The sequence below is a fragment of the Micromonospora avicenniae genome (assembly GCF_900156065.1).
Lineage (GTDB): Bacteria > Actinomycetota > Actinomycetes > Mycobacteriales > Micromonosporaceae > Micromonospora > Micromonospora avicenniae.
In genome coordinates this window covers 1-22,429 of sequence record NZ_FTNF01000039.1, presented here as the reverse complement: position 1 = coordinate 22,429, position 22,429 = coordinate 1, and the positions used below count along the sequence as shown (strand labels likewise).

At 68.9% G+C, this 22,429-nt stretch carries 16 protein-coding genes and 1 pseudogene; 8 read left to right on the top strand and 9 right to left on the bottom strand.

The window, feature by feature from the left end; genetic code table 11:
- Positions 1-217 precede the first annotated feature (217 nt).
- The 6 genes from BXA10_RS29355 (at position 218) to BXA10_RS29330 (ending at position 7,492) form a co-directional block, all read left to right on the top strand.
- The gene (locus BXA10_RS29355) at positions 218-523 is read left to right on the top strand and encodes a hypothetical protein (RefSeq protein WP_076474092.1); all 306 of its coding nucleotides are present in this window, start codon (positions 218-220) and stop codon (positions 521-523) included.
- Between the two features lie 232 nt (positions 524-755).
- Entirely contained in the window at positions 756-2,012 is a 1,257-nt protein-coding gene (locus BXA10_RS29350; protein ID WP_076474091.1) for an RNA polymerase factor sigma-54, read from the top strand.
- A 76-nt stretch (positions 2,013-2,088) separates the two neighbouring features.
- Positions 2,089-3,465: a hypothetical protein gene (locus tag BXA10_RS31760; protein WP_076474090.1), complete on the top strand. Its 1,377-nt coding sequence runs from the start codon at positions 2,089-2,091 to the stop codon at positions 3,463-3,465.
- 3 nt (positions 3,466-3,468) lie between these two features.
- Entirely contained in the window at positions 3,469-4,848 is a 1,380-nt protein-coding gene (locus tag BXA10_RS29340) for a hypothetical protein (RefSeq protein ID WP_076474089.1), read from the top strand.
- On the top strand, positions 4,841-6,664 hold the full coding sequence (locus BXA10_RS29335) for a DUF4402 domain-containing protein (RefSeq protein ID WP_139338228.1): 1,824 nt from the start codon (positions 4,841-4,843) through the stop codon (positions 6,662-6,664). The genes BXA10_RS29340 and BXA10_RS29335 overlap by 8 nt, the downstream gene beginning before the upstream one ends.
- A 3-nt stretch (positions 6,665-6,667) precedes the next feature.
- The gene (locus tag BXA10_RS29330) at positions 6,668-7,492 is read left to right on the top strand and encodes an amidohydrolase family protein (RefSeq protein ID WP_076474087.1); all 825 of its coding nucleotides are present in this window, start codon (positions 6,668-6,670) and stop codon (positions 7,490-7,492) included.
- Here the strand turns inward: BXA10_RS29330 and BXA10_RS29325 are convergent.
- The 5 genes and pseudogenes from BXA10_RS29325 to BXA10_RS29305 all read right to left on the bottom strand — a co-directional run bounded on the left by BXA10_RS29325 (position 7,392) and on the right by BXA10_RS29305 (position 12,800).
- On the bottom strand, positions 7,392-8,762 hold the full coding sequence (locus tag BXA10_RS29325) for a sigma 54-interacting transcriptional regulator (protein ID WP_076474086.1): 1,371 nt from the start codon (positions 8,760-8,762) through the stop codon (positions 7,392-7,394). The genes BXA10_RS29330 and BXA10_RS29325 overlap by 101 nt on opposite strands.
- Positions 8,763-8,771: 9 nt before the next feature.
- Positions 8,772-9,428 (bottom strand): hypothetical protein, encoded by a 657-nt coding sequence (locus BXA10_RS29320; protein ID WP_139338227.1) that lies wholly within the window; start codon positions 9,426-9,428, stop codon positions 8,772-8,774.
- 127 nt (positions 9,429-9,555) lie between these two features.
- The gene (locus BXA10_RS31755) at positions 9,556-11,664 is read right to left on the bottom strand and encodes a phage tail tip lysozyme (RefSeq protein WP_084753512.1); all 2,109 of its coding nucleotides are present in this window, start codon (positions 11,662-11,664) and stop codon (positions 9,556-9,558) included.
- A 242-nt stretch (positions 11,665-11,906) separates the two neighbouring features.
- Positions 11,907-12,112 (bottom strand): annotated as a pseudogene (locus tag BXA10_RS32345) (helix-turn-helix domain-containing protein); the annotation flags it as partial.
- 196 nt (positions 12,113-12,308) lie between these two features.
- Complete coding sequence (locus tag BXA10_RS29305; RefSeq protein WP_084753510.1) at positions 12,309-12,800, bottom strand: carboxymuconolactone decarboxylase family protein; 492 nt, start codon at positions 12,798-12,800, stop codon at positions 12,309-12,311.
- A 417-nt stretch (positions 12,801-13,217) separates the two neighbouring features.
- On the opposite strand from BXA10_RS29305, the gene BXA10_RS29300 reads away from it, so the two are divergent.
- A complete protein-coding gene (locus BXA10_RS29300; RefSeq protein ID WP_139338226.1) occupies positions 13,218-14,273 on the top strand; it encodes a hypothetical protein in 1,056 nt (351 codons plus the stop codon).
- A gap of 295 nt (positions 14,274-14,568) precedes the next feature.
- Here the strand turns inward: BXA10_RS29300 and BXA10_RS29295 are convergent, their stop codons facing one another.
- The 4 genes from BXA10_RS29295 to BXA10_RS29285 form a co-directional block, all read right to left on the bottom strand.
- Positions 14,569-15,273, bottom strand: coding sequence for a hypothetical protein (locus BXA10_RS29295; protein ID WP_076474082.1), 705 nt, complete (start codon positions 15,271-15,273; stop codon positions 14,569-14,571).
- Positions 15,274-15,301: 28 nt separating this feature from the next.
- Positions 15,302-17,641, bottom strand: a complete 2,340-nt coding sequence (locus tag BXA10_RS29290) for a hypothetical protein (protein WP_139338225.1) — start codon at positions 17,639-17,641, stop codon at positions 15,302-15,304.
- Between the two features lie 381 nt (positions 17,642-18,022).
- Positions 18,023-18,712: a DUF1062 domain-containing protein gene (locus BXA10_RS32815; protein ID WP_483869398.1), complete on the bottom strand. Its 690-nt coding sequence runs from the start codon at positions 18,710-18,712 to the stop codon at positions 18,023-18,025.
- Between the two features lie 278 nt (positions 18,713-18,990).
- Positions 18,991-20,379 (bottom strand): alkaline phosphatase PhoX, encoded by a 1,389-nt coding sequence (locus BXA10_RS29285; RefSeq protein ID WP_245828633.1) that lies wholly within the window; start codon positions 20,377-20,379, stop codon positions 18,991-18,993.
- Positions 20,380-20,649: 270 nt separating this feature from the next.
- Here BXA10_RS29285 and BXA10_RS29280 point away from each other — a divergent pair, with 270 nt between their 5' ends.
- Positions 20,650-22,296 carry a hypothetical protein gene (locus BXA10_RS29280; protein ID WP_076474080.1) on the top strand — a complete coding sequence of 549 codons (1,647 nt, stop codon included), beginning with the start codon at positions 20,650-20,652 and terminating at the stop codon, positions 22,294-22,296.
- Positions 22,297-22,429 lie beyond the last annotated feature (133 nt).

Below are 22,429 nucleotides of genomic sequence, written 5' to 3'. Positions count from 1 at the left end.
ACAGCTCCACTCCACAACCGGAGGCCTTCACCAGTCCAGGATCTAAATCAGGTCGTCACACAACCTCGACCAACCTCCCTGGACAGCACACCTAGCCATTGCCGGCCCGGCCCTCGCCCTGGTCAACAACTTCCTCGCGCTCGGCGCGCCCTACCAGGCGGCGGCCGAGAAGATCGCGAAAGAGTCGTCGGCATCGGGATACTCCCGAGGCGCCGTGATGGGCGCGGACGGTCGGTCGGCGCGCCTGGTTCGGGAGTACTACGGCAGTCCGGTCTTCCGGAACAGCTTCTTCCCGGCCGGAGCCAAAGTCGCGAAGGCCAATCACCACGCCGGCTTGGTCGCCGGCTACCTGCACGGCCGCGTATTGACCAAGAACCAGCGCGCGATCTTCTGGCGCGACCTCGGTAGCCGAATGGGAGACCAGTCCCATCGCGGCCCGGCCTCGCAGTGGCGCTCCAGGGACTGGAATGACTGGTACACCTACGCCGCCGCTCGTTTCCGGCGCGACCACCTGATCGCGTAGGCGAAGGCCAAGACGGCGAGGACCCGCCGGACGACCGTTAGTGCCAGGGTAGGCACCACCACGGCCCACGCTGGCGGGCCGGTGTCGAGCCTGGTCACGGCCGCGACGCTTTGTGCGCTGTCGGATCACGGACTCGAGCCCTCTGCCTGGACGACCTGGCCCGGATCCTGCTGAAGAGACAGATCGCGAGGTACGTCGCACGGCGTCGCGGTTCTGCCCGGGGAGGTCCAGGTTGTCCCCCACGTTCGAGTTCACCATGGCACCCCGGCTCGGTCTCGAGGTGTCACCGGCGCTGATCGCCTTCGGCGAGATGCTCATGTTGCCGTACGCCGCGCTGCAGAGCCTGGTCGACGACGAACTCAACGCCAACAGTGCCCTGGAACGCCTGGAGCCGGCGGAGTGCCCGGTCTGCCGGGGTTCGTTGCGGACGCGTTGCCCGGTGTGTGCGGTGCCGTCCCGCGGCGCCGGCCCGGGCCAGCACCTGCCCGCGGTCGAGGCGCCAGACTCCGAGTCGGACTGTCAGGCGTTGCGGAAGGCGGTGCACGCCGAGACGCGCACGGCTGACGCCGCCGCGGTCGACTACCTGATCGACAGCCTCGACCAACACGGTCTGTTCGACCGCACATGCGCCGAACTCGCCGCCGAGCTGGGCACGACCGAACAGCACGTGGCCGCGCTGGTCGGGGTGATCCGCCGTTGCGGACCGCCGGGCGTCGGGGCCACGAGCATCGCGGAATGCCTGCTGCTGCAACTCGACGCTCTCGGCCTGCCGGACGACCGGCTGGTCCAAGCGGTCATCGCCGGGCACCTGCCGGCGCTGGCCCGCGGGCACTTCGCCGCGATCGCCGACGGTCTCGGCACCACCCGCGACGAGGTGCAACGGGCGCTGGACGTGATTCGGCGGCGGCTACGGCCGTATCCCGCCTTCGACGGCAGGGGCACCACAGCACCGGCGTACGTCGTGCCCGACGCGGTGATCGGAGCGGACCCCGCGGCCTCGGCCGGGTTCCGGGTGGAGCTGGTGGAGGCGGCGACCATCCGGTTGCGTGTACGACCCGGTGGGCCCGGCGTCGGCGCGGCCCGGATGTTCGTCGCCCAACTGCGTGACCGCTGGGAGACGCTGCGCCGGGTCACCGAGTACGTGGCCGGGCACCAGCGTGCCTTCCTCACCGGCGGTCCGGCGCGGCTGCGACCGCTTACCCGGGCGGAGGTCGCCGCGGCGCTCGACCTGCACGAGTCCACGGTGAGCCGTGCGGTTGCGGAGAAGTACGTGCTGCTGCCTGACCGCACGATCACCTCCCTGGCGACGTTCTTCGGGGCGAGTGGCGGCGCCGACGAGGCGCTGCGCCGGCTGCTGGTGTCCGATCGCGGCCGGCTGTCCGATCAACAACTGGCCGATCTGCTGCGCGAAGCGGGCTACCCGATGGCCCGGCGCACCGTGGCCAAGCATCGTGCCCGGCTCGGCTTCACGTCGGCCGCACTGCGCTGATTTCCGGGGCCTGGCCCCTTTCTTGCAGTCATCCGGGGGCGTAGCGACCCCGCATCTTTGGCGACGGGAGACACCCATGTTCGACACCACGGTGGTCGGCCAGACCGGCCAGGGCGAGTGGAACCAGGGCGAGGACGAGATGGGCCGCCGTCGGTGGCACCGCCGTCGGCGCTGGGCCCCCGACGACGAGTTCGCCCAGGGCGGCGCCGAGTTCGAGGACGAGGACGAGGACGCCGGCGAGGAGCAGTTCCTGCCGATCGTCGCGGCCGGCCTCAAGCTGCTGCCCGCGATTCTCGGCAGCCTGGGCGGCGGCAAGGAGGCCGAGTACGAGGAGGGCGAGGAGGGCGAGGACGAGGAACGGTTCATCGGCAACCTCCTGACGCGGTTCCTCGGCGAGTCGGAGTACGAGGAAGAGGTGCCGCTGAGCCCGGCCCAGGAGGCCGAACTGGCCGGCCGGCTGCTCGAGGTGTCCGATGAGGACGAGCTCAAGCGGGTGCTCGGCAAGATCGTCAACGTGGTCGGCTCGGCGCTGCAGGGCGTGGGGAACGCGGCGAGCTCGCCGCAGGGCCGCGCCCTGGTCGAGGCCATGACGCCGGTCGCACGGACCGTCGTGCCCGGCACGGGCCTGTCGCCGGGCGAGGTCTTCGAGACGGAGGTTTCGGGGCTGAGCCAGGAGCAGGAGGTGTTCGAGGCGGCCCGGCAGGCCGTACGGCTGACCGCGGCCGCTGCCCAGAACGTGGCCTCGGCTCCGCCGGGGGCCCCTCCGGAGGTGGTCGGCGAGCTGGGCATCATCCGGGCCGCGAGCCGGCTGGCCCGGCCGTTGTTCGGCCGCGCGTTGCGGGCGGTCTCGCCGCTGGTGCGGAGGGCGCTTGGGGTTCGACGCTACGGCGTAGCGCGCGGCGGTTTTCGGTACGGCCGGCCGTACCGCCGGTCATACGGCGGATACCGCAGCCCGCGCCACTGGGGCGGCTACCGCGGTCCGCGCTACGGGGGTTACCGGTACCCGTACGGCTACCCGCCACCCTCCGGATATGTCGAGGGTCCGCTGGAGCCGATGGGGCCGCCGCCGGCCGCCTTCCCCGGACCGTCGCCGGAGCCACCCGGCCCGCCGCAGCCCGGATACCGATGGGTCGCGGTGCCGATCGGCGCGCCGGCGCCCCCGGTGGTCCCGTCCGAGCCGCCGCCGGGCCCGGCCGCGCCGCCGGACGGTCCGCCGCCCGGCCAACCCGGCCAGGGCGAATGGGGCCAGGGCGAATGGGGCCCAGGCGAGTGGGCGCAGGGCGAGTGGGGCCACGGCGAGTGGGGCCAGGGCGAATGGAACCAAGGCGAGTACCTGCCCGGCGTCTACGCCCAGGAGGCTGAGGATGCGCCCGGCATGAACGGATCCGACGGCGACCGCCAGACCGGCCGCTGGGTACGCCGTCGCGGCAAGATCGTCGTACTGGGCGCCTGAGCGATGACCGCGCATCCGTCCGCGACCAGTCTCCTGGAGCAGGAGACGCGCGCGCTGCTGGCCCGGCTCGCCTTGGTCAAGCCGTTCGTGCTCCAGGAAACCGCCGTCGCGGCGGCAACGCTGTCCCCGGCGGCGCTGTCCGGCATCGAGGAGTACCTGCTGGCCGGACGCCGCGAGGTCGGGCTGCGTGCCTGGGCGTACCTCCGATGGCTGCACGGCCCAGGGGCGAACGCACCGGCCGCCGAGCAGCAGCGCAGGTTCTGGACTCTGCGGATCGCCTTTCAGAACTCGCTGTCGCAGTTCGACCTTTTTTCCGAAGTGATCACCCAGCGCAGCGAGAGCGACAACGGGGTTCTGCTGTCCGGTCTGGATGTGGCGGCCGCCGAGGCCCTGCGCGTGCCCGGGGGGCTGGTTGACGGGCCGCCGGTGGTCTGTGCTCTGCATCGCGGTCTCGGTGGGGCGATCCGCCGGGTCCGGACCCGGATGCCCGGTGGCGGCGAGAACCCGGTCGCCATCATCCGGATTCCGCGGGAGCGAATCGTCGGGTACGGCATCGCGTCGTCGCTGGTGCACGAGGTCGGCCACCAGGGTGCGGCACTGCTCGGGCTGGTCGGCTCGTTGCGGGCGGACCTGCGCCGGACCCGGCGGGGCCGCGGCCGACCGGCCGCGTGGGACCGGTGGGACCGTTGGATCTCCGAGATCGTGGCGGACTACTGGTCCATCGGACGGATCGGAATCGGTTCCACGCTCGGGCTGATCGCCCTCGTGAGCCTGCCGCCGCCCTTCGTGTTCCGCCCGTCCGACGACGACCCGCACCCCACTCCCTGGGTCCGTGTCCTGCTCAGCTGCGCGATCGGCGATCGGCTCTATCCGGACCCGCAATGGCGCCGGCTGGCCGCGGTCTGGCGGGCGATGTACCCGATCGAGGGCGTCCCGCTGCCGCTGACGGCGGCGATCGCCGATCTGGAGGCCACCATGCCCGCGCTGGTCACGATGCTGGTGAGCCACCAGCCACCGACGCTGGACGGCCGCCAGCTGGGTGCGGTGCTGCGCAACCCGGAGGTGCGCCCGGACGCCCTGCTGCGGCATTTCCGGGCCTGGCAGTCCGACCCGGGCCGGATGGCCAGCGCCCCGCCCACGCTTGCGTTCGCGGTGATCGGCCAGGCCCGCGCCAACGGGCTGCTCACCCCGGAACGCGAGGCGTGGATCCTGCGCCGGCTGATCACGGGGTGGGCGGTCACCAGCACACTCGCCACCGCCCGAAACGCTGCCCGCCGCGCCGATGTCCCGATGGTCGTCGGGCAGCCCGCCATCTGGGCGGATCCGCCGCCCGTCACCGACCACCTGTCCCTTGCCATTGATCGGAGGAAACACCATGACTGAAGTGGTCCGAATGGGCAGCCGAGAGGCCGAAACCAGGGAGCTCGAGCTCACCGCGCAGCCGACACAGATCACGACTGGTGGCATCGTGCTGCTCGTCGCCACCACAACCCTCCGGGGCACCTTCGACGTCACGTGGAGGATCGAGGGACCCGTGGTCCTGTCCCCAGGGGAGACCGCGATCGCGCTGCTCGGCGCGACGACGGTGACCGGCAACCGGGTGACCTTCGAGACGGACGATCCGGACGTCGCCGACTTCCAGATCCGAGCGACCCTCGACACCAGTCAGCTCGCCGTCGGCTCCTGGACGGTGTCCGTCACGCTGACCCGGGTCGGGGCCTCCGAGCGAACGACCACCTACACCGATACGGCGGATCCGGTCCGGGTCGTGCAGGCGCCCTTCGCGTCCGGCGACGACGTGTCGGTCAGCCTGCGGCGTGCCGCCGTCGCCCCGACCGCGGACCAGGCGCTCTGGGTGGCGATCCGCACCAGCACCAACGCGCTGGGCTTCGACAACTACATCCGGTTCATGGACCGGGTTTGGTGCGACGGCCGGAACGGGCTCGGACGCGGGCGGAAGGGCTCCCGGGACACCCGCGAGGAGCTGCGCCGGACCGACCGCCGCACCGCGTTGCCGTTCCCGAACGTCGACCGGTACCGGCTGCTGAAGGCCGCGACCGAGGTCTTCCTCATGATCAACTGCCGGACCGATCACGGCGACTTCCGCCGTGTCGACCTCGACGAGGAGAGCGCCCGGCTGCACCGGGACGTACGCCGGGGCGACCTAGAGGCGCAGTATCGGCGGTACCTGGTGGAGACCCCGGACGGGCGCGGCGGGGAGTTGGACGTGCTGCCATACCTCGGGCTGGTCCGCCGCAAGCTCGGTGACATCCCGGTGGTCGGCCGCGGCACGGACGACGACGACGCCGCGGTCTGTTACGGGATCCTGGCCGAGAAGCTCACCAACCCCTGCTTCCTGGAGCTGATCCACTCGTACTGGCTGGAGCGCAGCGGCCTGGTGCAGACCATCAACGCGATCAACTGGCGGTTCCAGAACCGGGCGCCCGTTTATCCGGGACGGGATCCGCTGGCCGGATTGGACGTCGACCCGCTGCGTCCGCTGAACAACATCCTCTGGGGCTGGGCGCAGGACGAACAGCACCGGCTGACCGAAGTCCGTCGCGACAACGAGTACCAGCACCTCTACGGCCTGTCGCTCGACGGCCCAGGCCGGCGGGTGGCGGACGCCCGGGCGCGTTTCATGGGGGCATTCCACAGCCTGCTGGCCGAGTGCATGGAGTTCTACGACCGGGACGACAACACGGTGGTCATCGCCAACGGCTTCGACGTGCTGAACGGGCTGAAGGAGACCCATCTCCTGCTCACCCAGGGCGCCCACAACCAGTACGGCGACCTGCCCTGGACAGCCCGGCACGAGATGCTGATGAGCCAGTGGATCCTGAGCCGGCCCGAGATGCGCGACTTCCTGCCGTCGCGGGTCATGGTCGACTCCCCAGAGGCCTGGATCGATACGGTGGAGGGAATGAACCGGCTACAGGGCTGGTCGGACATCTCCGTGCTGCACTTCCGGGACCTCGCGGCGTACGGCGAGCAGCTGCTGCTGAGCATCCGGTTCGGCGCGTGGACCTCGGTCAGCGACCCCGATCAGGCAGCGAACTGGGCACGGTACTTCCGGCGCGAGGTTCAGCAGTACTGCCACGCGTACCGCGCCGTAACCGGTCGCGGCATGAACAGGCGTCCGGAGACGTCGTCGAACGGGTATGCCCCGCGGCGGCCGTACCGCACGTACCGCGGCTGACCGATGCGCCCCCCGCCGATCATCGACGCACACTGCCATGCGGGGCCCGGTGACGGGTTCACCGGGCCCTGGGACACCGACGCCCCCTTGGGTAGGTACCTGAGGCGCTGCGACGAGGCCGGCATCGGGCGGTCGAACCTGTTCGCCGCCTTCCACACCGACTACGCCCTCGCGAATGAGGAGGTGGGCCGCATCGTCGCCGCCCGGCCCGACCGCTTCACCGGCTTCGCGTTCGTCCACGCCGAGCGGGACCGCGGTCGGGTGCTGCCGCTGGTCCGGCGGGCGGTGGACGGGCTCGGCTTCTGCGGCGTCAAGGTGCATCGGCACGACGCGCGGCTCAGCCGCGAGATCTGTGAGGCGGCGCGCCGACTGCGGCTGCCCGTCCTGTACGACGTGGCCGGCGAGACCACCCAGGTCGCATTGTTCGCCGCCGCGTACCCGGACGTCGACTTCGTCATCCCGCACCTGGGCAGCTTCGCCGACGACTGGGGCGCGCAAGCCGCGTTCTGCACCGTGCTCGCCGAACGTCCCAACGTCTACACCGACACGTCCGGCGTGCGCCGATTCGACCTGCTGCTGCGCGCGGTGCGTGTCGCCGGGCCGCACAAGGTGCTGTTCGGCTCGGATGGTCCCTGGCTGCACCCGGGCGCCGAGCTGGCGAAGGTACGCCTGCTGGGCCTGCCGCCGGCCGCCGAGGCGCTGGTCCTCGGCGGCAACTTCCTTCGGCTCACCCGGGCGGCGCGCCTGCGGTTTCGCCGGCCGGCAACGGGGTCGAGCCGGGCACACCCAGCGAGCGAGCCGCTAGCCGCAGGTTCCCACCCTGGTTGAGCATGGCCAGCCGCACCACCTTCTCCTGGACGCCGGCGGTGATCTCCTCGGGGGTGTCACCCCGCGCGAGACGGCCCCGGACCCATTCTTCGAGTTCCCAGTCGGTGGTGGCGGCGGGGCCGGCCTGCGGGCGCTCCCGGTCCGGGACATCGCCGATGCTGATCTCACCGTCGCCGAGGTGTCGGTGAATGATCCGCAGGGCCAGGCCGCGAAGGTCCCGGACGTTGCCCGGGTACGATCGGCGGACGAGGAGCTCCCGCACCGCGCCGGAGAGCGGGGGCGGTTCGTGACCGGGCATGGCCTGCCGGAAGAAGTGCTCCACCAACGGGATGATGTCGCCGACGCGTTCACGCAGGGCGGGCAGGTGCAGCGTGTAGCCGGAGATGCGGTGGAAGAAGTCGCCGCGGAAGGCGCCGGTCGCCTGCCCGACGGTCAGGTCACGGTTGGTGGCGCAGATCAACCGGAACGCGCTCTTGCGCCAGATGTTGCTGCCCACCCGCTTGTACGTGCCCTCTTGGATGACCCGCAGCAACTCCGCCTGCAGGGTGGCCGGCAGCTCGCCGACCTCGTCGAGGAACAGGGTGCCTCCGTCGGCCAACTCGAAGGCGCCGGCCCGGGCCACGGAGGCGCCGGTGAACGCGCCCTTGTCGTGCCCGAAGAACTCGCTCCCGGACAGCGACGGCACGACCGTGCTGCAGTCGAGGATGACCAGCTTCTTCTTAACGGCACGGGGATCGAGGTCGTGAATCAGCTGAGCCATGCGTTCCTTGCCGGTGCCACTTTCGCCGGTGATGAGCACGGGCGCCGTGGTGAACCGCGCGGCCTCGACGGCTTCGCGGAGCACGGAGCGCCATACCGCACTGTCGCCGACCAGGAACTCCCGCACGTACGGGCAGTCCAGCAGCTCGTCGACGACCTGCCAACGGCGCAGTCGCCCCGCCACCGCGGGGGCCACCTCGTCGCCGGTCCAGGCGAGCACATCGGAGGCACCGGCCCGCAGGAGTGCCCAACCGGCGTCACCGACAGGCGCTTCCGTCGGGGACAGGACGAGCAGCCGGCCGGGACCGGCGAGGGCCCTGACCCGGTCCGCTGCATCGGGACGGCGCGGGTCCAGGACCACAATGCCGTTGCGGGCGTGCGGGCGCAGCCGGACGCCAGCCGCAGCGAGGGCCTCCTGCAGCGCAGCGGTCCGGGCTGCTGGCAGACTCGCGGCGTCCAGCCGTGCCTCGACGGGCGCGGCCGGCCGCGAGCGGGACGTCTCCGGGGCCATGCCCGAGGCTCAACTCTGCGTGGTGGCCCTGGCGGCGCCCCGGCCGCGCGGGGCGGGCGATGTCTGCTGCTTGCGGGGACGCGCCGCCTTGTCCTTCGCCGGCTCCTTGGCGAGCACGGCTCCCGCCGCGGGAGCGGCGTCGTCGATGCGAGTGGGGGCAGTCTCACCCTCGCCTGCTTCAGGGCGTGCGGGCGCACCGACGGAGGCGGCGGCCTCACGCTCGCCCGCTTCAGGGCGTGCCGGCGCACCAGCTGGGGCGGGGGCATGCTTACCTTCGCCCACGCCGAAGCGTGTGGGCGCACCGTCGTCCATCCGGGCGGCGCGCGAGGTGGCCGAGCGCTGCGATATGGCTGGGCTCTGAGTGATTGAGCTCTGTGGCGACTGCGAAAGGTGGCCCTCGGCGGACTTGGCGGAGCCGACCGGCAGCGGAAGCACGTCCCGAAGGATCTGGAAGCTGTAATCGGGCGTCGGCGGGTAGGCGTAAACGATCTCCGCGCCGCCGACGGCCTTCTGCAGCGCCTCGGCGGCCCTTGCCGCCTTCCGGGGCGAACGGTAGTCGCGGTAAGCCCGCGCGATGACCTGCCGTCGACCTTCGCGGTGCAGCACCAAGATCCAGGAGTAGCGATCGGAAGCGCGTTCGATGATTTCGAAGAAATAGCTGTTCACGGCGGGACCCTCCGTCGAATCCGGATACATCATAAGAGCAGGTGAGGCGGTGCGAATCCCATGCGTCGGTAATCCGATTCGACACGGGCCGCGAGCTGCGTTCTGCCCGGCCGCGGCGAACCACCGACTACGGATGCGCGCGGCGATAGGCGGCCAGTGCGCGTGCGCCGTGTGTCCGGCGGCGAGCCAACGCCTGCTGCACCGCCGGATCGCTCGGCTGTCCGTTGACCACGACCGCCGGCCTCTCGAACCGCAGCAGGACCACGTCCGAGGCTCGGTCCACGGTGATCCCGGGCGACCGCAGCGTGGCGTCCACCTGGCCGTAATCGCGGCGCAGTTCGGTGACCAGGTAGTCGACCTGGGCGTCGAGGTCGGACAGGATCGCCGAGCCCGGTCGCCGGCCCTGGAAGCTGTGGTTGAACAGACCGGCCCGCCGGTTGCGGCTGGTCCACTGGGCGATCCCGACGCCGGGCAGCTTCGGTCCCAGCCGCCGGGTGTAGTCCCGGTCGCGGACCTCGTCGGGCGTGAAGGTCCGCACCCGTCCGCTGAAGTCGGCCGCACGCATCGGTGTTCCCTCGGCACTGCCCTCGATCCGCTCTGGAATCACGCCCGACTCTGCGATGAGGTTGCCGACCAGGCCCGCCGCGCCGTTCACCGGATAGCCGTACCGACGGACGAGCAGCTCCATGACCCTCACCGCGCGGCCCTCGAGCCCGTTGGGAGCCGGTGCGGCGGGTGGAGGAGACGGCGCACCACGGGTCGGCGTGAGCACTGGTCGCCGGCCGCCGCAACTGATCACAGCGAAGAACCGGCTCTGCTTGCCGGCCAAGCTCAGCCGCCCGTCCGGCAGAGTGGTCAACCACTTCCGGCCGACCGTCTGATCGACGTTGCCGCCGATCACCCAGATCCCGCCGGAACCGATCTCGCTGACCACATCGCAGTGCGTCGGCCGGTATCGCCCGTCGCCGATGTTGTCGTACGTCGCGCCGCTGCCGGACCGCGACGCGCACACCAGGTCGCCGACCCGCGGCACGATCTCGTCCGCGCGGTACGCCCAGAACGGATTGCTGGTGACGCCGCCGAGCCGGTTCCGCCGCGCTGCCCGGATGTAGGTCTGGTGGGCCCGCGAGTATTTGAAGGCGGGTCCGGCGCCCGCGATGCGCATCACGTACGAGATGAACACCGCGCTCCACGGATGGCCCGCCTGATACGTGGCGCTCCTCATCTGCGCGTCGGTGGCGGTGGCGCAAACGCCGATGCGGTAATACTCGCGCAGGATCGGGCTCGCCGCGGCCGCTGTCTCGGTGAGCGGCGGTCCCCCACCAGGACGCCAGCGGCGGAACTGTGCCCGCGCGACCGCGGCGATTGCGTGGCACAGCGTCGACGGCGGCGTCGGAAGTTCGTGGTCCTCGGCACGCCGCGGCGGCACCACGTCCGGCACGTCGGCGCCTGGATCCGCCAGCAACCGCCACCCGTATGCGCGAGGAATCGCTCCGTGGGCAACCGTCGTCTGTTGCACGCGGAACCGTGGTGAGTGGGAGATGGCCCTGGCCACTCGGAGGCTGTGGGTGGCCGTGCCTTCGTTGCCCCGGAACAGCACTCGCATCGCTCCGGAGCCCGTCGCGATCCGCCGCCGCGCCCATTCGATGAGCGGCCCGGGGTCGGAGTACAGGGCGTCGAACACGTGCACCTCGTCGGGGTCGAGCGTCTTCAGGATCCGCATCAGCGCTGCGCCGCCGCCGGAATGGGCGGTGAGGATCAGCCTGCCGAGGGTCGCCCGGGCGCCGGTGGCCGCGTTGAAGCGGCGCAGCGCGTCGTCGACCAGGGCGTTCATCGCACCCCGGCGACGCAGTGCGGGGAAGCTGTAGCCGCGGCCGGTCTTCCCGCCGAAGAAGTGCCCACGCGGTAGTACAAGCAGGGTCGGCGTCCGCTGGCCGGCCGTCGCGGGATGCGCGGGATCGGCCAGATCCAAGCCGCTGATAGGGACCATGTCGCGGACCAGGTTCATCGCGCGGCCCCGGGCGGAGAAGCCGTGCAGGTGTACGACGACGTGCACGGCGGACCGGGCGGGCATCGCGCCCCAGCGCAGCACCAGGTCAGGTGGCGAGCCCACGTGGGCGGCGAGTTGCGGGAGGTGGTCGACCACGAGTTGCCCGGGCGCGATGCGCCCCGCCCCGATGCCGCGCTGGCGGCCGGGCTGACGGTGGTCGAGCACCGCCACGGGTGATGCCGTCATGGCTGATCCTCCTGCCGATCCGGATCGGTACCCGAGAAACAGCAAGAAGTGGGCCAGCTCGGCGCCCGCGCCACCGCCCACCTGGCCAGTGAATGTGGCATTGACAGGTGACGGTCTACCGGCGCCACCGCACCCATCGCAGTGGCCTGGCGGGCCCGAACCGTCGGACAGCAAGCACTCGCACGGCCTCGACGTTGCCGTCAAACAAAATCCACAAACGGGAAACCCCTCGGCGTCGGCGCCGCCAACGTCTTGTCGGATGCCTCAGCGAACTCCCTTGAGGGAACCGGTCCGCTATCTCGACGCGATGCACCGGGTCGGCACCGAAACAAGTCGTGGTGCCCAGCCGCGCCTGCGAGAGGTCGGCACGCTCCAGCAGCCGACGCAGCTCGGTGCCGAAGAAGTGGCGCTCGGGCGTGGACGGCCGAAGCGCCCGCGGAGTCTGACCCCTGACACCGCCTCTTCAGGCCGCTCTCAGCCCGACGGGCTGCCTTGCCCGCATGGCTACACCACTACAACAATCACCGCAATCACATTGCGCTCGGCGGCCCACCCGCCAGCCGCACCTCAGCCTCTCTGGGCAGAGCACCTGGCGGCCTGGCGAGCTGGTCATTAGGTGCACCCGGCCTGACAGGTGAGCCGGTTCACGACCTCGCTTGCTCGGCGAAACCGGGGACGGCGCCCTCGGCCATCTTGAGTCGGGTCCAGACGTTCATGTTGATGACGATCCCGATGATTTCGAGGATCTCCTCTTGGGAGAAGTGCTCCGCGAGCGCGTCGTGCCGGGCACCGAAATCGGCGGCGACTGTCGCATCCGCGACGCGAGTGAGCGCCTCGGTGTAGGCGAGGGCAGCGCGGGTCGCGTCGTCGTGGAAGTCGGTCTCCCACCAGGCCGTCAGAGTGTCGATCACCGGTCGCGGGATGCCCGCGTCGCGAGCTGCCTCGTAGTGGAGGTTGAGGCAGTACGTGCAGTTGTTGATCTGAGACACCCGCAAACGCAGCAGTTGGGCAAGCTGGCGATCGACACGCAGCTGGGCCTTGTAGCCGAAGGTGTCGGCGCCGTGGCGGGCGAGCTTGGTCAGGTCCTCGTTGGCCGAGCTGTCGGTCCGCCGGTTGTTGATGGTCACATCGGTCATCTCGCTGCTCCTGTCGGCGTCGGCGATCTCGCAGCGAAACTACCTGGCTCATCCGGACCATCCCGCTGATTGCGCGGTAGAGCCTCGTCGGGATGGCCTTCTGATCCAGAGCTCCGGGGCGAAGCGGTCCCTGCGGTCCTCGCCGGCGTTGGACGGCCATGGCCGCGGCCTGGCGGCTCTCGCAGCTCGATCAGATGCCGTTCTCCTCTGCTCTGGTCCCCTCTCGTACCTACCTCCGCCAGCCTGTACAAAGTTCCACGGCGGGAGCCTGCTTGCGTGAAAAACGATCGCCCGGCACGGACTGCAGTGGAGCAGTCCGTAGTGGATATCTGAGGCCTGGCCGAGCGGGGGCGTTGGCAGTTGCCATGATCCAGTAGCGTCCGAGCGGCAACTGCTCTCAGCATGGGGGAAGCCTTGATGAATTCGTTCCGTTCTCGTCGCCTGCTCGCCTGGACCGCGCCCATGGCGCTCGCGGTGACAGCGATCGCCCCGGCCCTGCCGGCCCAGGCCGCAGCGAAGCCGACGTCCACGCCCACCGTCACCACTGGCCCGGTCGACAAGGACCTCAACGGTGACGGTGTCCCCGACCTGGTCGCTGTCGGCGGTCCGGGCACCGGCCTCGACTCCGGCGTCTGGTCCGCACTCGGTGTCAAGTCCCACAAGACCGGCGTCGGTACCGGCCAGGTGCAGACCCCGGCCACCAACGTCGGCCTGCGCGGCTCCAGCGCCCTTAGGGACGACGCGACGGCCTTCGATGGCACCCAGGTCGTGACCGGCCGCTTCTACGGCACCGACCGTCAGGACCTCCTCTGGTACGTGCCGACCGTTGGCGACAGCGGCATCGTGCGCGGGGCAGGGGACGGCACGATGCTCGACGCGTGGCGCGACGCGAACACGAGCCCGATCGGGTATGACTACCTGGTCGACACCAACGGCAACGTCCCTCTTCAGCTGGCGAGCGCGTTCGAGGCCGACGGCGTCGACATCTCCGGCGCCGGCATCCCCGACCTGTTCGGCGTCTCCGGCGACGCCGCCAACGGATACCGGCTCGGCTACCACCCCAACGTTGGAGCACCGGCCCTCTACTTCGGCGTCACCACGTTGACCAATCCCACGCCGACCGGCGGTACCGACTGGCAGAACTGGAGCCTCGCCAGCACCGAGACCGCCAACGGCGTCGCGCTGTTCCTGCGTAACGCCGGCACCGGTGACCTGTACCTGTGGACCGGGATCACCATGCTCGACATCGGGGACGGCACCGGCACTCTTGCCCACACCCAGTACCAGGTGGCGGCGAACTGGAACACCGGCGTCACCATCGGCACCCTGGAGGCCGCCGACATCAACACCGACGGCACCCCCGACCTGTGGGCGGTCTTCACCGACGGCACCTACCGGGCGTACCTGACCTCCGGGCTGTCCACCGACAGCGTCGCGACGGTCACCGCCACCCGCGCCCGACCGCTTGTCTAACCTCCTTGGTCGCGCCGCCATCCGGCAACTCGTTCCCGGCAGGTAAGGGCGTCGATCGTCTGACTCGAGAATCGGAAGGTCAGCGGTTCGGCTCCGCCCTTGGCCGGATAGCTTTTCGCCAGGTTGCAGAGATCCCCACCAGCGGAAACGTCGGTGGGGATCTTGCCGTTGGCGTCTCTGTCCAGTGATCGCCCTTGCCCATGGTTGGCTGCGCTCGGCCGGCAATCGCCGTCACCTATCGGCGTAGATGAAACGCCGTCCTCGTGAATTCAGTCCTGGGAAGGCTGCCGCCTCTCTAACGCTCGCTCCGATGTCCCGAGCCGGCTGCGATCGGCGCTGGCCCGTTTTCGGCGCTGTGACGTTGCCGCGGCGGCGAACCCGCGGACGGATCAGACGCCGCTCGACGCAGCTCGGTCTCCCATCCGATCACCGGGTCTTCCCATGTGATCCGGCCGACGTCACGTAGCCAGTAGACGGCGTAGAGCAAGTTCTGCAACGACACTGCTGCACCCAGGCGTTCGTATGCCACCCGCAGCACCAGCGCTCCCCCCGCCTCATCGACCAGCTTGTCGAGCACCTGGCGGAGGTCGCCACCGAACTCGTGCTCGGGGCGCTCGCTGTCCGGGACAGGTCTGGAACCGGCGGGCGAGGCCGGTCTCGGCGACTCCGACCCGGCGCCGGGGGACGAGTCGCTGAGAACTCGAGCCGTCAGTTCCGTCAATGCCTGCCGCACCGTGAGTTGCGTGGTAGCCATCTCGATGAGGTTTCCCTTGATTTCCGCCAACCTGGCGGCCGTCTTGGCGTTCAATCGCCGGCTCTCGCTCGACGCCACCAGGGAGAAGGCCAGTTGGGTCAGCAGGCCGGCGGCGACCGCAGCGAGAAAGGAGGTGTCGAGCCACTTCGGCATGTGGCTGTCCACGACTGACCAGGACGTGCGCCCGGCCGGAAGCGCGCCGAGCACCGCCCACAACACCAAGTCCGCTCCGCTCGGTATCAGCATCGCGCATCCCATCCTCGATGCAGGGTTGCTACGACAACCTGCCGGCCGAGTCAGGTGGCAGGTCGGAGAGAATTTCGTACAGCAAGCTCCCCATCCAGCGGGTGTCGGGGTCGTCTCGGAGGCCGATCGTGGCGGCGACTCTCGGAGACACGAACACCCGGATACTCTTCGCCAGTTTCTGGAAGTCGGTGACCGCCGCCTCGGCCGTGCTCGAGATCTTGTCGATCTGTTCCGGCTCTCCCCGGTCCTCGCGCAGGAAGGCTGCGGGTTGACCGTCGATGGGGCGGGCGGGGATGTCGATGAGGATCTCGGCGTCGTCGACCTCGCCGAGTGCCGGGAAGCGCGATCCGATTTCCTCTGCCAGCGCCTTCCGCAGTCGAACCTCACCTCGGCGGCCACCCCCGCGAGCGCGGGACAGGGCAGTCAGGCGATGGAAGACGAAGCCTTCCTCGCGGTCGTCCGCGACGGGAACCTTGTACAGTTCCTCGAACAGGCCGGCGCCGCGTAGCGGAACGAACATGGCCATGGGCGACCGCCGTCCGGTGTGTTCCATGTACAGGTTGTTCATCCTGCGGACGACGTCCGCCTCGGAGGATACGAGGAATTCCCGCCGCAGCATCGCCTCGTCGAGCTTGCTGTAGTCGATGTTGTCGGCGACGTGGAGGAACATCGCCATCAGCGCCCGGTTCCGTTGATGCCAGTAGATGGCGCGGAAATTCGCCAGGCGAGAGTGGAAAACGGATTCGACAGCAGGCAGGGCCCGCATGTCGAACGCCAACGACTCCATCTTCAGCCTGTCGGGCACCATGATCGCTGACCTCATGAGCCGGGAGTGATCGATACCCTGCCCGGCGGGCACTCCGGTGCACAACGCATCGAGAGACAGATACGACAGTTTGTCGACGTCGACCCCCGAATCGATCATCGAGTTGACGAACTGTTCGACCGGCCCGCTCGACCGGAGTTGGAACCGCTCCCCGAAGATCACTCTCCACAAGGCTTCGGGATCGATCGCGGCATCGGCGAGCAATTGCCCGAGGGGCGTGTGCGGCTGGCCGGTGAAGTGGCTGAAGTCCGACCCCATCACCTCGTCGAACAGAGCCCGGTTGGTGAAGATCGAACTAGCGGATTCCTGGAAGGTGTGCAGGAAGGGAAAGTGGTTGATGTCATGCAACAAGGCCGCCACGATCGCGAACCTGATGTCCCTGCTGTCAAACGTCCGCCGGAATCGCGGCTCGGAGAACATGTGCTTGAGCAGGTCGGCGGTGATGCTGGCGCAATGCATCATGTGCATGGCCCGGGTGTGCTCCGCGCCGACGAAGACATAGCGCAGAAGCGTGAGCTGCTTGACTTCAAACAGCCTGGTAAAGGCCGGGTGTCGGACGACGTCATCCAGCACCCCGACCTTGGTGAACACTTGCCCGTCGGGGAAGGTCTCCACGTCGACGTTGCGCGCGTTCCGCACCAGCTCCGGAACTCCGTACGGGTGGAGAAACTCCGGTTTCGCCCGTTCGAGCAGGCGGTGGACCTCCGGGGCGGTGACGTTCGTGCACGACGGGTAGTTGGTGAGATAGTCGGCCACCTCGTCGAGGTAGCCGCGATTCGCGGCATCAAGATTCCTTGCCGCGGCTGCCAACTCCCGGACCAGCAACCCGAACTGGTACCAGTCCAACCACTCCAGCGGAAACTCGGACCGCAGTTTAGCGAGGTCGATCCGGCCCGCCCGATCGGCTCGGCTCCGGTACCAGGCTTCCGGCGCCAGTCGCTCGTCGAGCTGAAGAATGGTGTGCCGGGCAGCTTCGTTGACCTGCAACACCTGACTGGAGTTCAGGTCGATGACAACAACCGGCTTACGCTGCTCGTCGGGGTGAATGACATTGGCGGCCCGCAGATCGAAATGCCCCACATTGTTCGCGTGAAGCGCGATCAGTGCTCGCAGCACCCCTTCAAGCCATGAAATGATCAACCGGACCGGATCGAGGTTCGGACCGTCGAGATCCTTGAGACGACGGTCAACGGGCATCCCTTCGACGTAGTCCCGCGTCACCGCCAACACTTCTACGACCCGCTCGGCATTGGATAGCCGACCAGCGCCGCTCCAGTGCTCGTAGACCCGAGGCAGTTCCTGACTGTTCACCGTCTTGAGCGCGTTCAGCTCGTGATGGACGCTGGCAGCGGCGACCTGCGCCCAGCCTATGTCGTGCTCGTCGGACGACGCTAGACACCGAGCGAGTAGCCGATCCTCGCCTCCCGGGGAATGAACCACCAGCAACACTTGATGACGCCGATGACTCGGAATTTGCCCCTCAACGGTTAATATACCGCCATTGACCGTAAGCTGTTGCCAAACCGACCTTTCGATCCGCATCGACCACGCTCCCCCGGTTGGTCTTCCGGCAGGTCTGTCACCCAGATTACGGGTTTGGCAAAGCGTTCCCAACAAGCTGCGGACGGATACGTCGTCGGCCGTATGGCCCCTCCAGCAGTACATTCCGGTAAACCAAGTACGCCCGGGCGCGCCCCGTCGGGCCAGACGTACCGTAGGCCGTCCGGCGGTATGCCGCACGACGAACTGAGGCCCGACCAGCGTGGTCATCCGGCTGACAGCCGGCAGCGGTGGTCCGGCCCGGGCCAACTTGATCTTCAGCCCCTGAGGACCTCCGGGACCCGCGACCGAGCCACGGTGGACCTGTGGCAATGACTCACTCGCAACTCACATCCGCACGTCCGGATGTAGGCACCTGGGCGTTCACCTTCGTCGCCGGTACCGAACCGACCCTGACCCTCGGTTGCGCCCGGCCATGAGCATCCGCGTCCGGACCGCCGCGCGATGCAGTCCGGGGCGAGGCCACCTTGCCTCTCCCCCGGGCTGAGGCCCGCGGCGGAGGCTCGTAGCCGGACGAACGGGAATCCCTCGTGGGTTCTGCGGTTCAACAGGACGCCGATCTTGACGCAATGATCGACCTCCTCGGGGCTGATGCCCAGCCCCGTGCGCGGTGAGCCGTGCGGGGCGAAGAGGTACGGACTCGTCGAAGATGACCGGGGCTTGGGCCGGCCAAGTGCTTTCGGAAGGGGACGGGGCGACCAGTTCCCAGCATGAGTCCCGCTCCAGGGCGCACCGGTTGTGCTGGGCGAGCAGCGGGTCCAGAAGAACGCGGGCGACCAGAGCGAACGATTCGCCCGAGCAGCCCGCCGACAGGGTCGGATCCAGGTACCGGACCGGGACGAGACAGTGAACGTTGATCTTGCTGGTGCGGTCGCGGGAAACGCCGGCGACCAGGAGCCCGATGTCGAGGAGTTTCCCTTTGGCATGGACGCGGAACTTGCCGTCGCCGCTGCCGGCGAGGCCGGAAAGGCAACCGGCGCAGCGGAGATCGACCAGGGGAAGACCCGGGTGCCGAAGGGTCCGGGACAGCACGATATGAGGACGCGTAGACATGATCCCTCTGAAGAACTGACGGAAGGCATGGAGAAGGAGCCGACGGCAACGTCGGCGACCGATGCACGGGAAGGTGTCAGGTCTAAAGAGCGGGCGGCGTCACGCGGGGTGAGGTCCTCTCCTGAGTAGTTCGGAGAAAAGGATTAAGTTCCCAGGGTAGGGCGGGCCGTGCCGGCGGAGCCATCCATTTTCATCCTGGTATCTGCCCCATCAGCCCCGCCCGCCCGCGGGCTTCCCGATCGACATGTGGACCGGGAAGCCCCGCACGGTGGCCGACGTCAGCCCTGCCGACGGTTCCATGGACCGGTGACGGCGTACGTGATGCCCGGGTTGTAGACGTTGAAGAACATGGTCCGGCCGTCGGCGGAGAACGTCGCGCCGGCCAGCTCGCCGTACTCCGGGTCCTCGGCGGTGCCGACGTTGACCCGGTTACGGGCGAAGACGAACACCTCGCCGCCGGCGGTCGTACCGAGGATGTGCTGGTCCCCGACTCCGTCCTCGCACATCATCAGCCCCCCGTACGGGGACATGCAGATGTTGTCCGGGGCGTCGAACTCAGGGTTCTCCGGCGCCGGGGTCGGGCGGGTGAAGATGGTTTCCAGGCGCAACGTCTTGGCTCGGGGGTCGTACCGCCAGACCTGGCCGTCGTGGTCGCGGACCGAGCCCAGCTCGCGCCGGGCGAACGACGAGACGAAGTAGGCGCAGCCATCCTTTTCGCCCCACCAGGCGCCCTCGATCTTGTACCCGCCGGTGATCGGCTTGCCGTAGTCCTGCGCCCGGACCGACTCCGTCGTCGCCAGCGGGTCCGGCACGTCGAGCCACTCGATGCCGGAGAAGGACGAGCCCGCCTCGGTCACCACGGACAGGTCCGGCAGGTCCGGGACGTGCAGTGCCTGCAGCACGCCGCCTGCCCGCAGGCTCCCGTGACCGCGCAACGGCCGGTTGGGCAGGAAGCGGTAGAAGCTGCCCAGCGGCGCCACGAACGCGTCCTCGGTCTCGTAGACGATGCCCGTGTGCGGGTCGACCGCGACTGCCTCGTGCTGGAACCGGCCCATCGCGGTCAGCGGTGTCGGATCGGTGTTGCGCGCATCATCGTACGGGTCGACCTCGAAGATGAACCCGTGGTCCTTCGTGTACCCGTTCTTACCCGCCTTGTCTTCGGTCTCCTCACAGGCCAGCCAGGTGCGCCACGGGGTTGGGCCGCCGGAACAGTTGATGGCCGTACCGCCCAGGCTGACATGCTCGGAGACGGCGCGCCCTGATGCCTTGACGACGATGGTGCTGGTCCCTCCCCCACCGGCCGGGTCGTACGTGCGTTCCGGCGGAGCCACGACCCGGATCGTCGCGGTCGGGGAGCACTCATGGTTGCGGACCAGACGGGTGCCGCGCGCCTTGTCGGCGAAGGCACCCATCCCGTCGAACCGGCTCGGCACGATGCCACCGTCCGGCCGGACGGTGCCTTCGCGGGACAGCACCGTGTAGCGGAAGCCCACCGGCAGGTCGAGCATGCCGGCCGGGTCAGGCACGAGCGGACCGTACCCGACATCCGGGCCGGACACCCCCAGCGCGGGTGCCGCGGTGAACAGGGCGTCGACCGAACCGGCCACGGCCACGACGAGACCGGCTCCGGCTGAGCGGGACAGGAACTGGCGGCGAGACAAGGACACGGATGAACCTCCTAGACGTCGCGGCCCACTACGACCCGGCGACATCGACGCAAGCTGATCGATCCACTACGTCACATCCCGCCTCCCCCGTCAAGGCATCGACCGGTTTTGATCGCCACATCAACGGCGGTGCACTCGGGAGATCAGTCGCGGTACTGATCGGGTACCGGTAGCTCGAACCGACGGCACAGCGCCAGGACGTCATGAGCGGAGCGTCCAGCGGGTGCTCCCAGCATTGAGGGTGGCCGGGTACGCATGGATGATCAAAGAGTGGATCAGCCTGCCGGGACTCCGAAGACGGACGCACTCGAAGATGCCCTCAAGGCGTTCCTTGATCCGGACACGGCCGGCCGGGGGTCGATCGGCTGGATCTTCGGGGATTCGAGTGAGCCGCCGGCGGGGATCGGTACGGTCGCCATGCTGATCGCGTCGCCGGCAACACCGCACGCACACAGATCAGTCCTCATTCAGTCGCTTGTCCACGCGATCAAGACGGCGGAGACGCACCCCGAACCCATCCACACGTATCTCGCGGCGCACCGCGGCCTCGTGTATCGACTGGTCGAGCTGATGACTGAGCGAGGACCGGCACCGTGGCGCTCGCGCGCCGTCGCGGAGCTTGCCGCCCGAACCGGGCTGACCCGGGCGGAAAGCACGTTGCTGTTGGCGGGTCTGCCAGTGCGGAACTGGGACGAGCACAGCTTCCTGTCCGACGAGCAGATGGCGATCCTCCGCATCACAGCAAACGAGGCCAAGATCGGCCGGATGGAACTGCTCACCCTCGCGTACCCGGACCGGATCCGGTTGGTCGATGCGGCCATGCCCGATGATCCAGCCACGCTGTGGGACCAGGGGCCTGATGTTCCTCAGCTCTCCGCCCGTTGGATCGAGACGCAAGGGCGGCGCGTACCGGTGCGCGAAGACCTGCTCGCTGAACTCGCCACAGTCATGGGCTTCCCGACTGGGATTCTCAGGACCTTCGCCGAACCTACGCCCGGCGACTGGTTGCACACCGACGGCGAATGCAGCACCGTAGCCGGCTTGATCAGCACCACCGCCCCGGCCGGCGGGGAACCCTTCAGCGACCGTCACCTGCCAAGCGCCGCTACCGGTCTCGCGTGGCTGGCGTACCACCTGCCTGCCGGAGACCCCATCCGAGCCAATCTCGGTCGCGTGTACGAGCTCATCCGGCTCAGGCTGCGCAATCCCAAACTCTTGATCGGCACGGTGCGTCTCGACCCGAAAGAGGCGCCTACCCACCACTCGCCCGCCGTGGTTGCCGGGATACGCCTTCCTACTGGCCAAACCTGTTATCACCTCCGCCCGGCCCACATCACCGATCCGCACGATCCGGCTCTCGACGTGATCCCCGACCACAGCCCGATCTCGATCCGCCTCATGCTCGATCCCGCGTTCGGCCGCATGATCACCGCACTGGAATCCAGCGGACTCCCCGCCGGCACCTACGCCCAGAACGCAGTGCTCACCGCTCCCCACCTCGTAACGCAGGTCGCCGACAAGTTCTGCCTCGACGCCGCCGCGGCGTCGCTGTATCTACAAATGCTGGCGCTGCCCGATCCGACCGACGCCAACCTTCGCCGATGGAACAACTGGGACACCACAGAACTGGCCGACCTCGGCTCTGCCCTCGTACGCAGCGGCCTGCTCATCGAAGACACCCGCACCGCAGCAGCGCGAAGATTCTTTCTCCCCGGTCCATGGATGGTGCGCAAGTTCGTCCCCCCGTTCGAAGCATGGAAATCCTCGCTCTACGGGTTCAGTCCAGACCAGGAACCGCCTTACCGATGGACGCTGGTGAGCCGCCCGGTCGCCGAACTGTTCCAAGCCGCCGCAGAACGCATCCTTGCTGGCGACACTCCGAATGACTTCGGCGTGACGATGACCAACAAGCCGTAGGCGGCCGCACAACGGCCAGTGATTCTGCACCAGACATCCGCTCATCGGCTACTTGTTTCATTGACCTGCGATCGTGGCCCGGCCAGGCTTCGGTCGAGGCGCCCGGGCTGTCGCTCACTTTTCGGCTGCCCAC

Excerpts from the sequence above, each read along its gene's own strand:
- BXA10_RS29355 (WP_076474092.1), top strand. The coding sequence starts at position 218 with ATGGGCGCGGACGGTCGGTCGGCGCGCCTGGTTCGGGAGTACTACGGC.
- BXA10_RS31760 (WP_076474090.1), top strand. The coding sequence starts at position 2,089 with ATGTTCGACACCACGGTGGTCGGCCAGACCGGCCAGGGCGAGTGGAAC.
- BXA10_RS29340 (WP_076474089.1), top strand. The coding sequence starts at position 3,469 with ATGACCGCGCATCCGTCCGCGACCAGTCTCCTGGAGCAGGAGACGCGC.
- BXA10_RS29335 (WP_139338228.1), top strand. The coding sequence starts at position 4,841 with ATGACTGAAGTGGTCCGAATGGGCAGCCGAGAGGCCGAAACCAGGGAG.
- BXA10_RS29330 (WP_076474087.1), top strand. The coding sequence starts at position 6,668 with ATGCGCCCCCCGCCGATCATCGACGCACACTGCCATGCGGGGCCCGGT.
- BXA10_RS29325 (WP_076474086.1), bottom strand. The coding sequence starts at position 8,762 with ATGGCCCCGGAGACGTCCCGCTCGCGGCCGGCCGCGCCCGTCGAGGCA.
- BXA10_RS31755 (WP_084753512.1), bottom strand. The coding sequence starts at position 11,664 with ATGACGGCATCACCCGTGGCGGTGCTCGACCACCGTCAGCCCGGCCGC.
- BXA10_RS29305 (WP_084753510.1), bottom strand. The coding sequence starts at position 12,800 with ATGACCGATGTGACCATCAACAACCGGCGGACCGACAGCTCGGCCAAC.
- BXA10_RS29300 (WP_139338226.1), top strand. The coding sequence starts at position 13,218 with ATGAATTCGTTCCGTTCTCGTCGCCTGCTCGCCTGGACCGCGCCCATG.
- BXA10_RS29295 (WP_076474082.1), bottom strand. The coding sequence starts at position 15,273 with ATGCTGATACCGAGCGGAGCGGACTTGGTGTTGTGGGCGGTGCTCGGC.
- BXA10_RS29290 (WP_139338225.1), bottom strand. The coding sequence starts at position 17,641 with ATGCGGATCGAAAGGTCGGTTTGGCAACAGCTTACGGTCAATGGCGGT.
- BXA10_RS32815 (WP_483869398.1), bottom strand. The coding sequence starts at position 18,712 with ATGTCTACGCGTCCTCATATCGTGCTGTCCCGGACCCTTCGGCACCCG.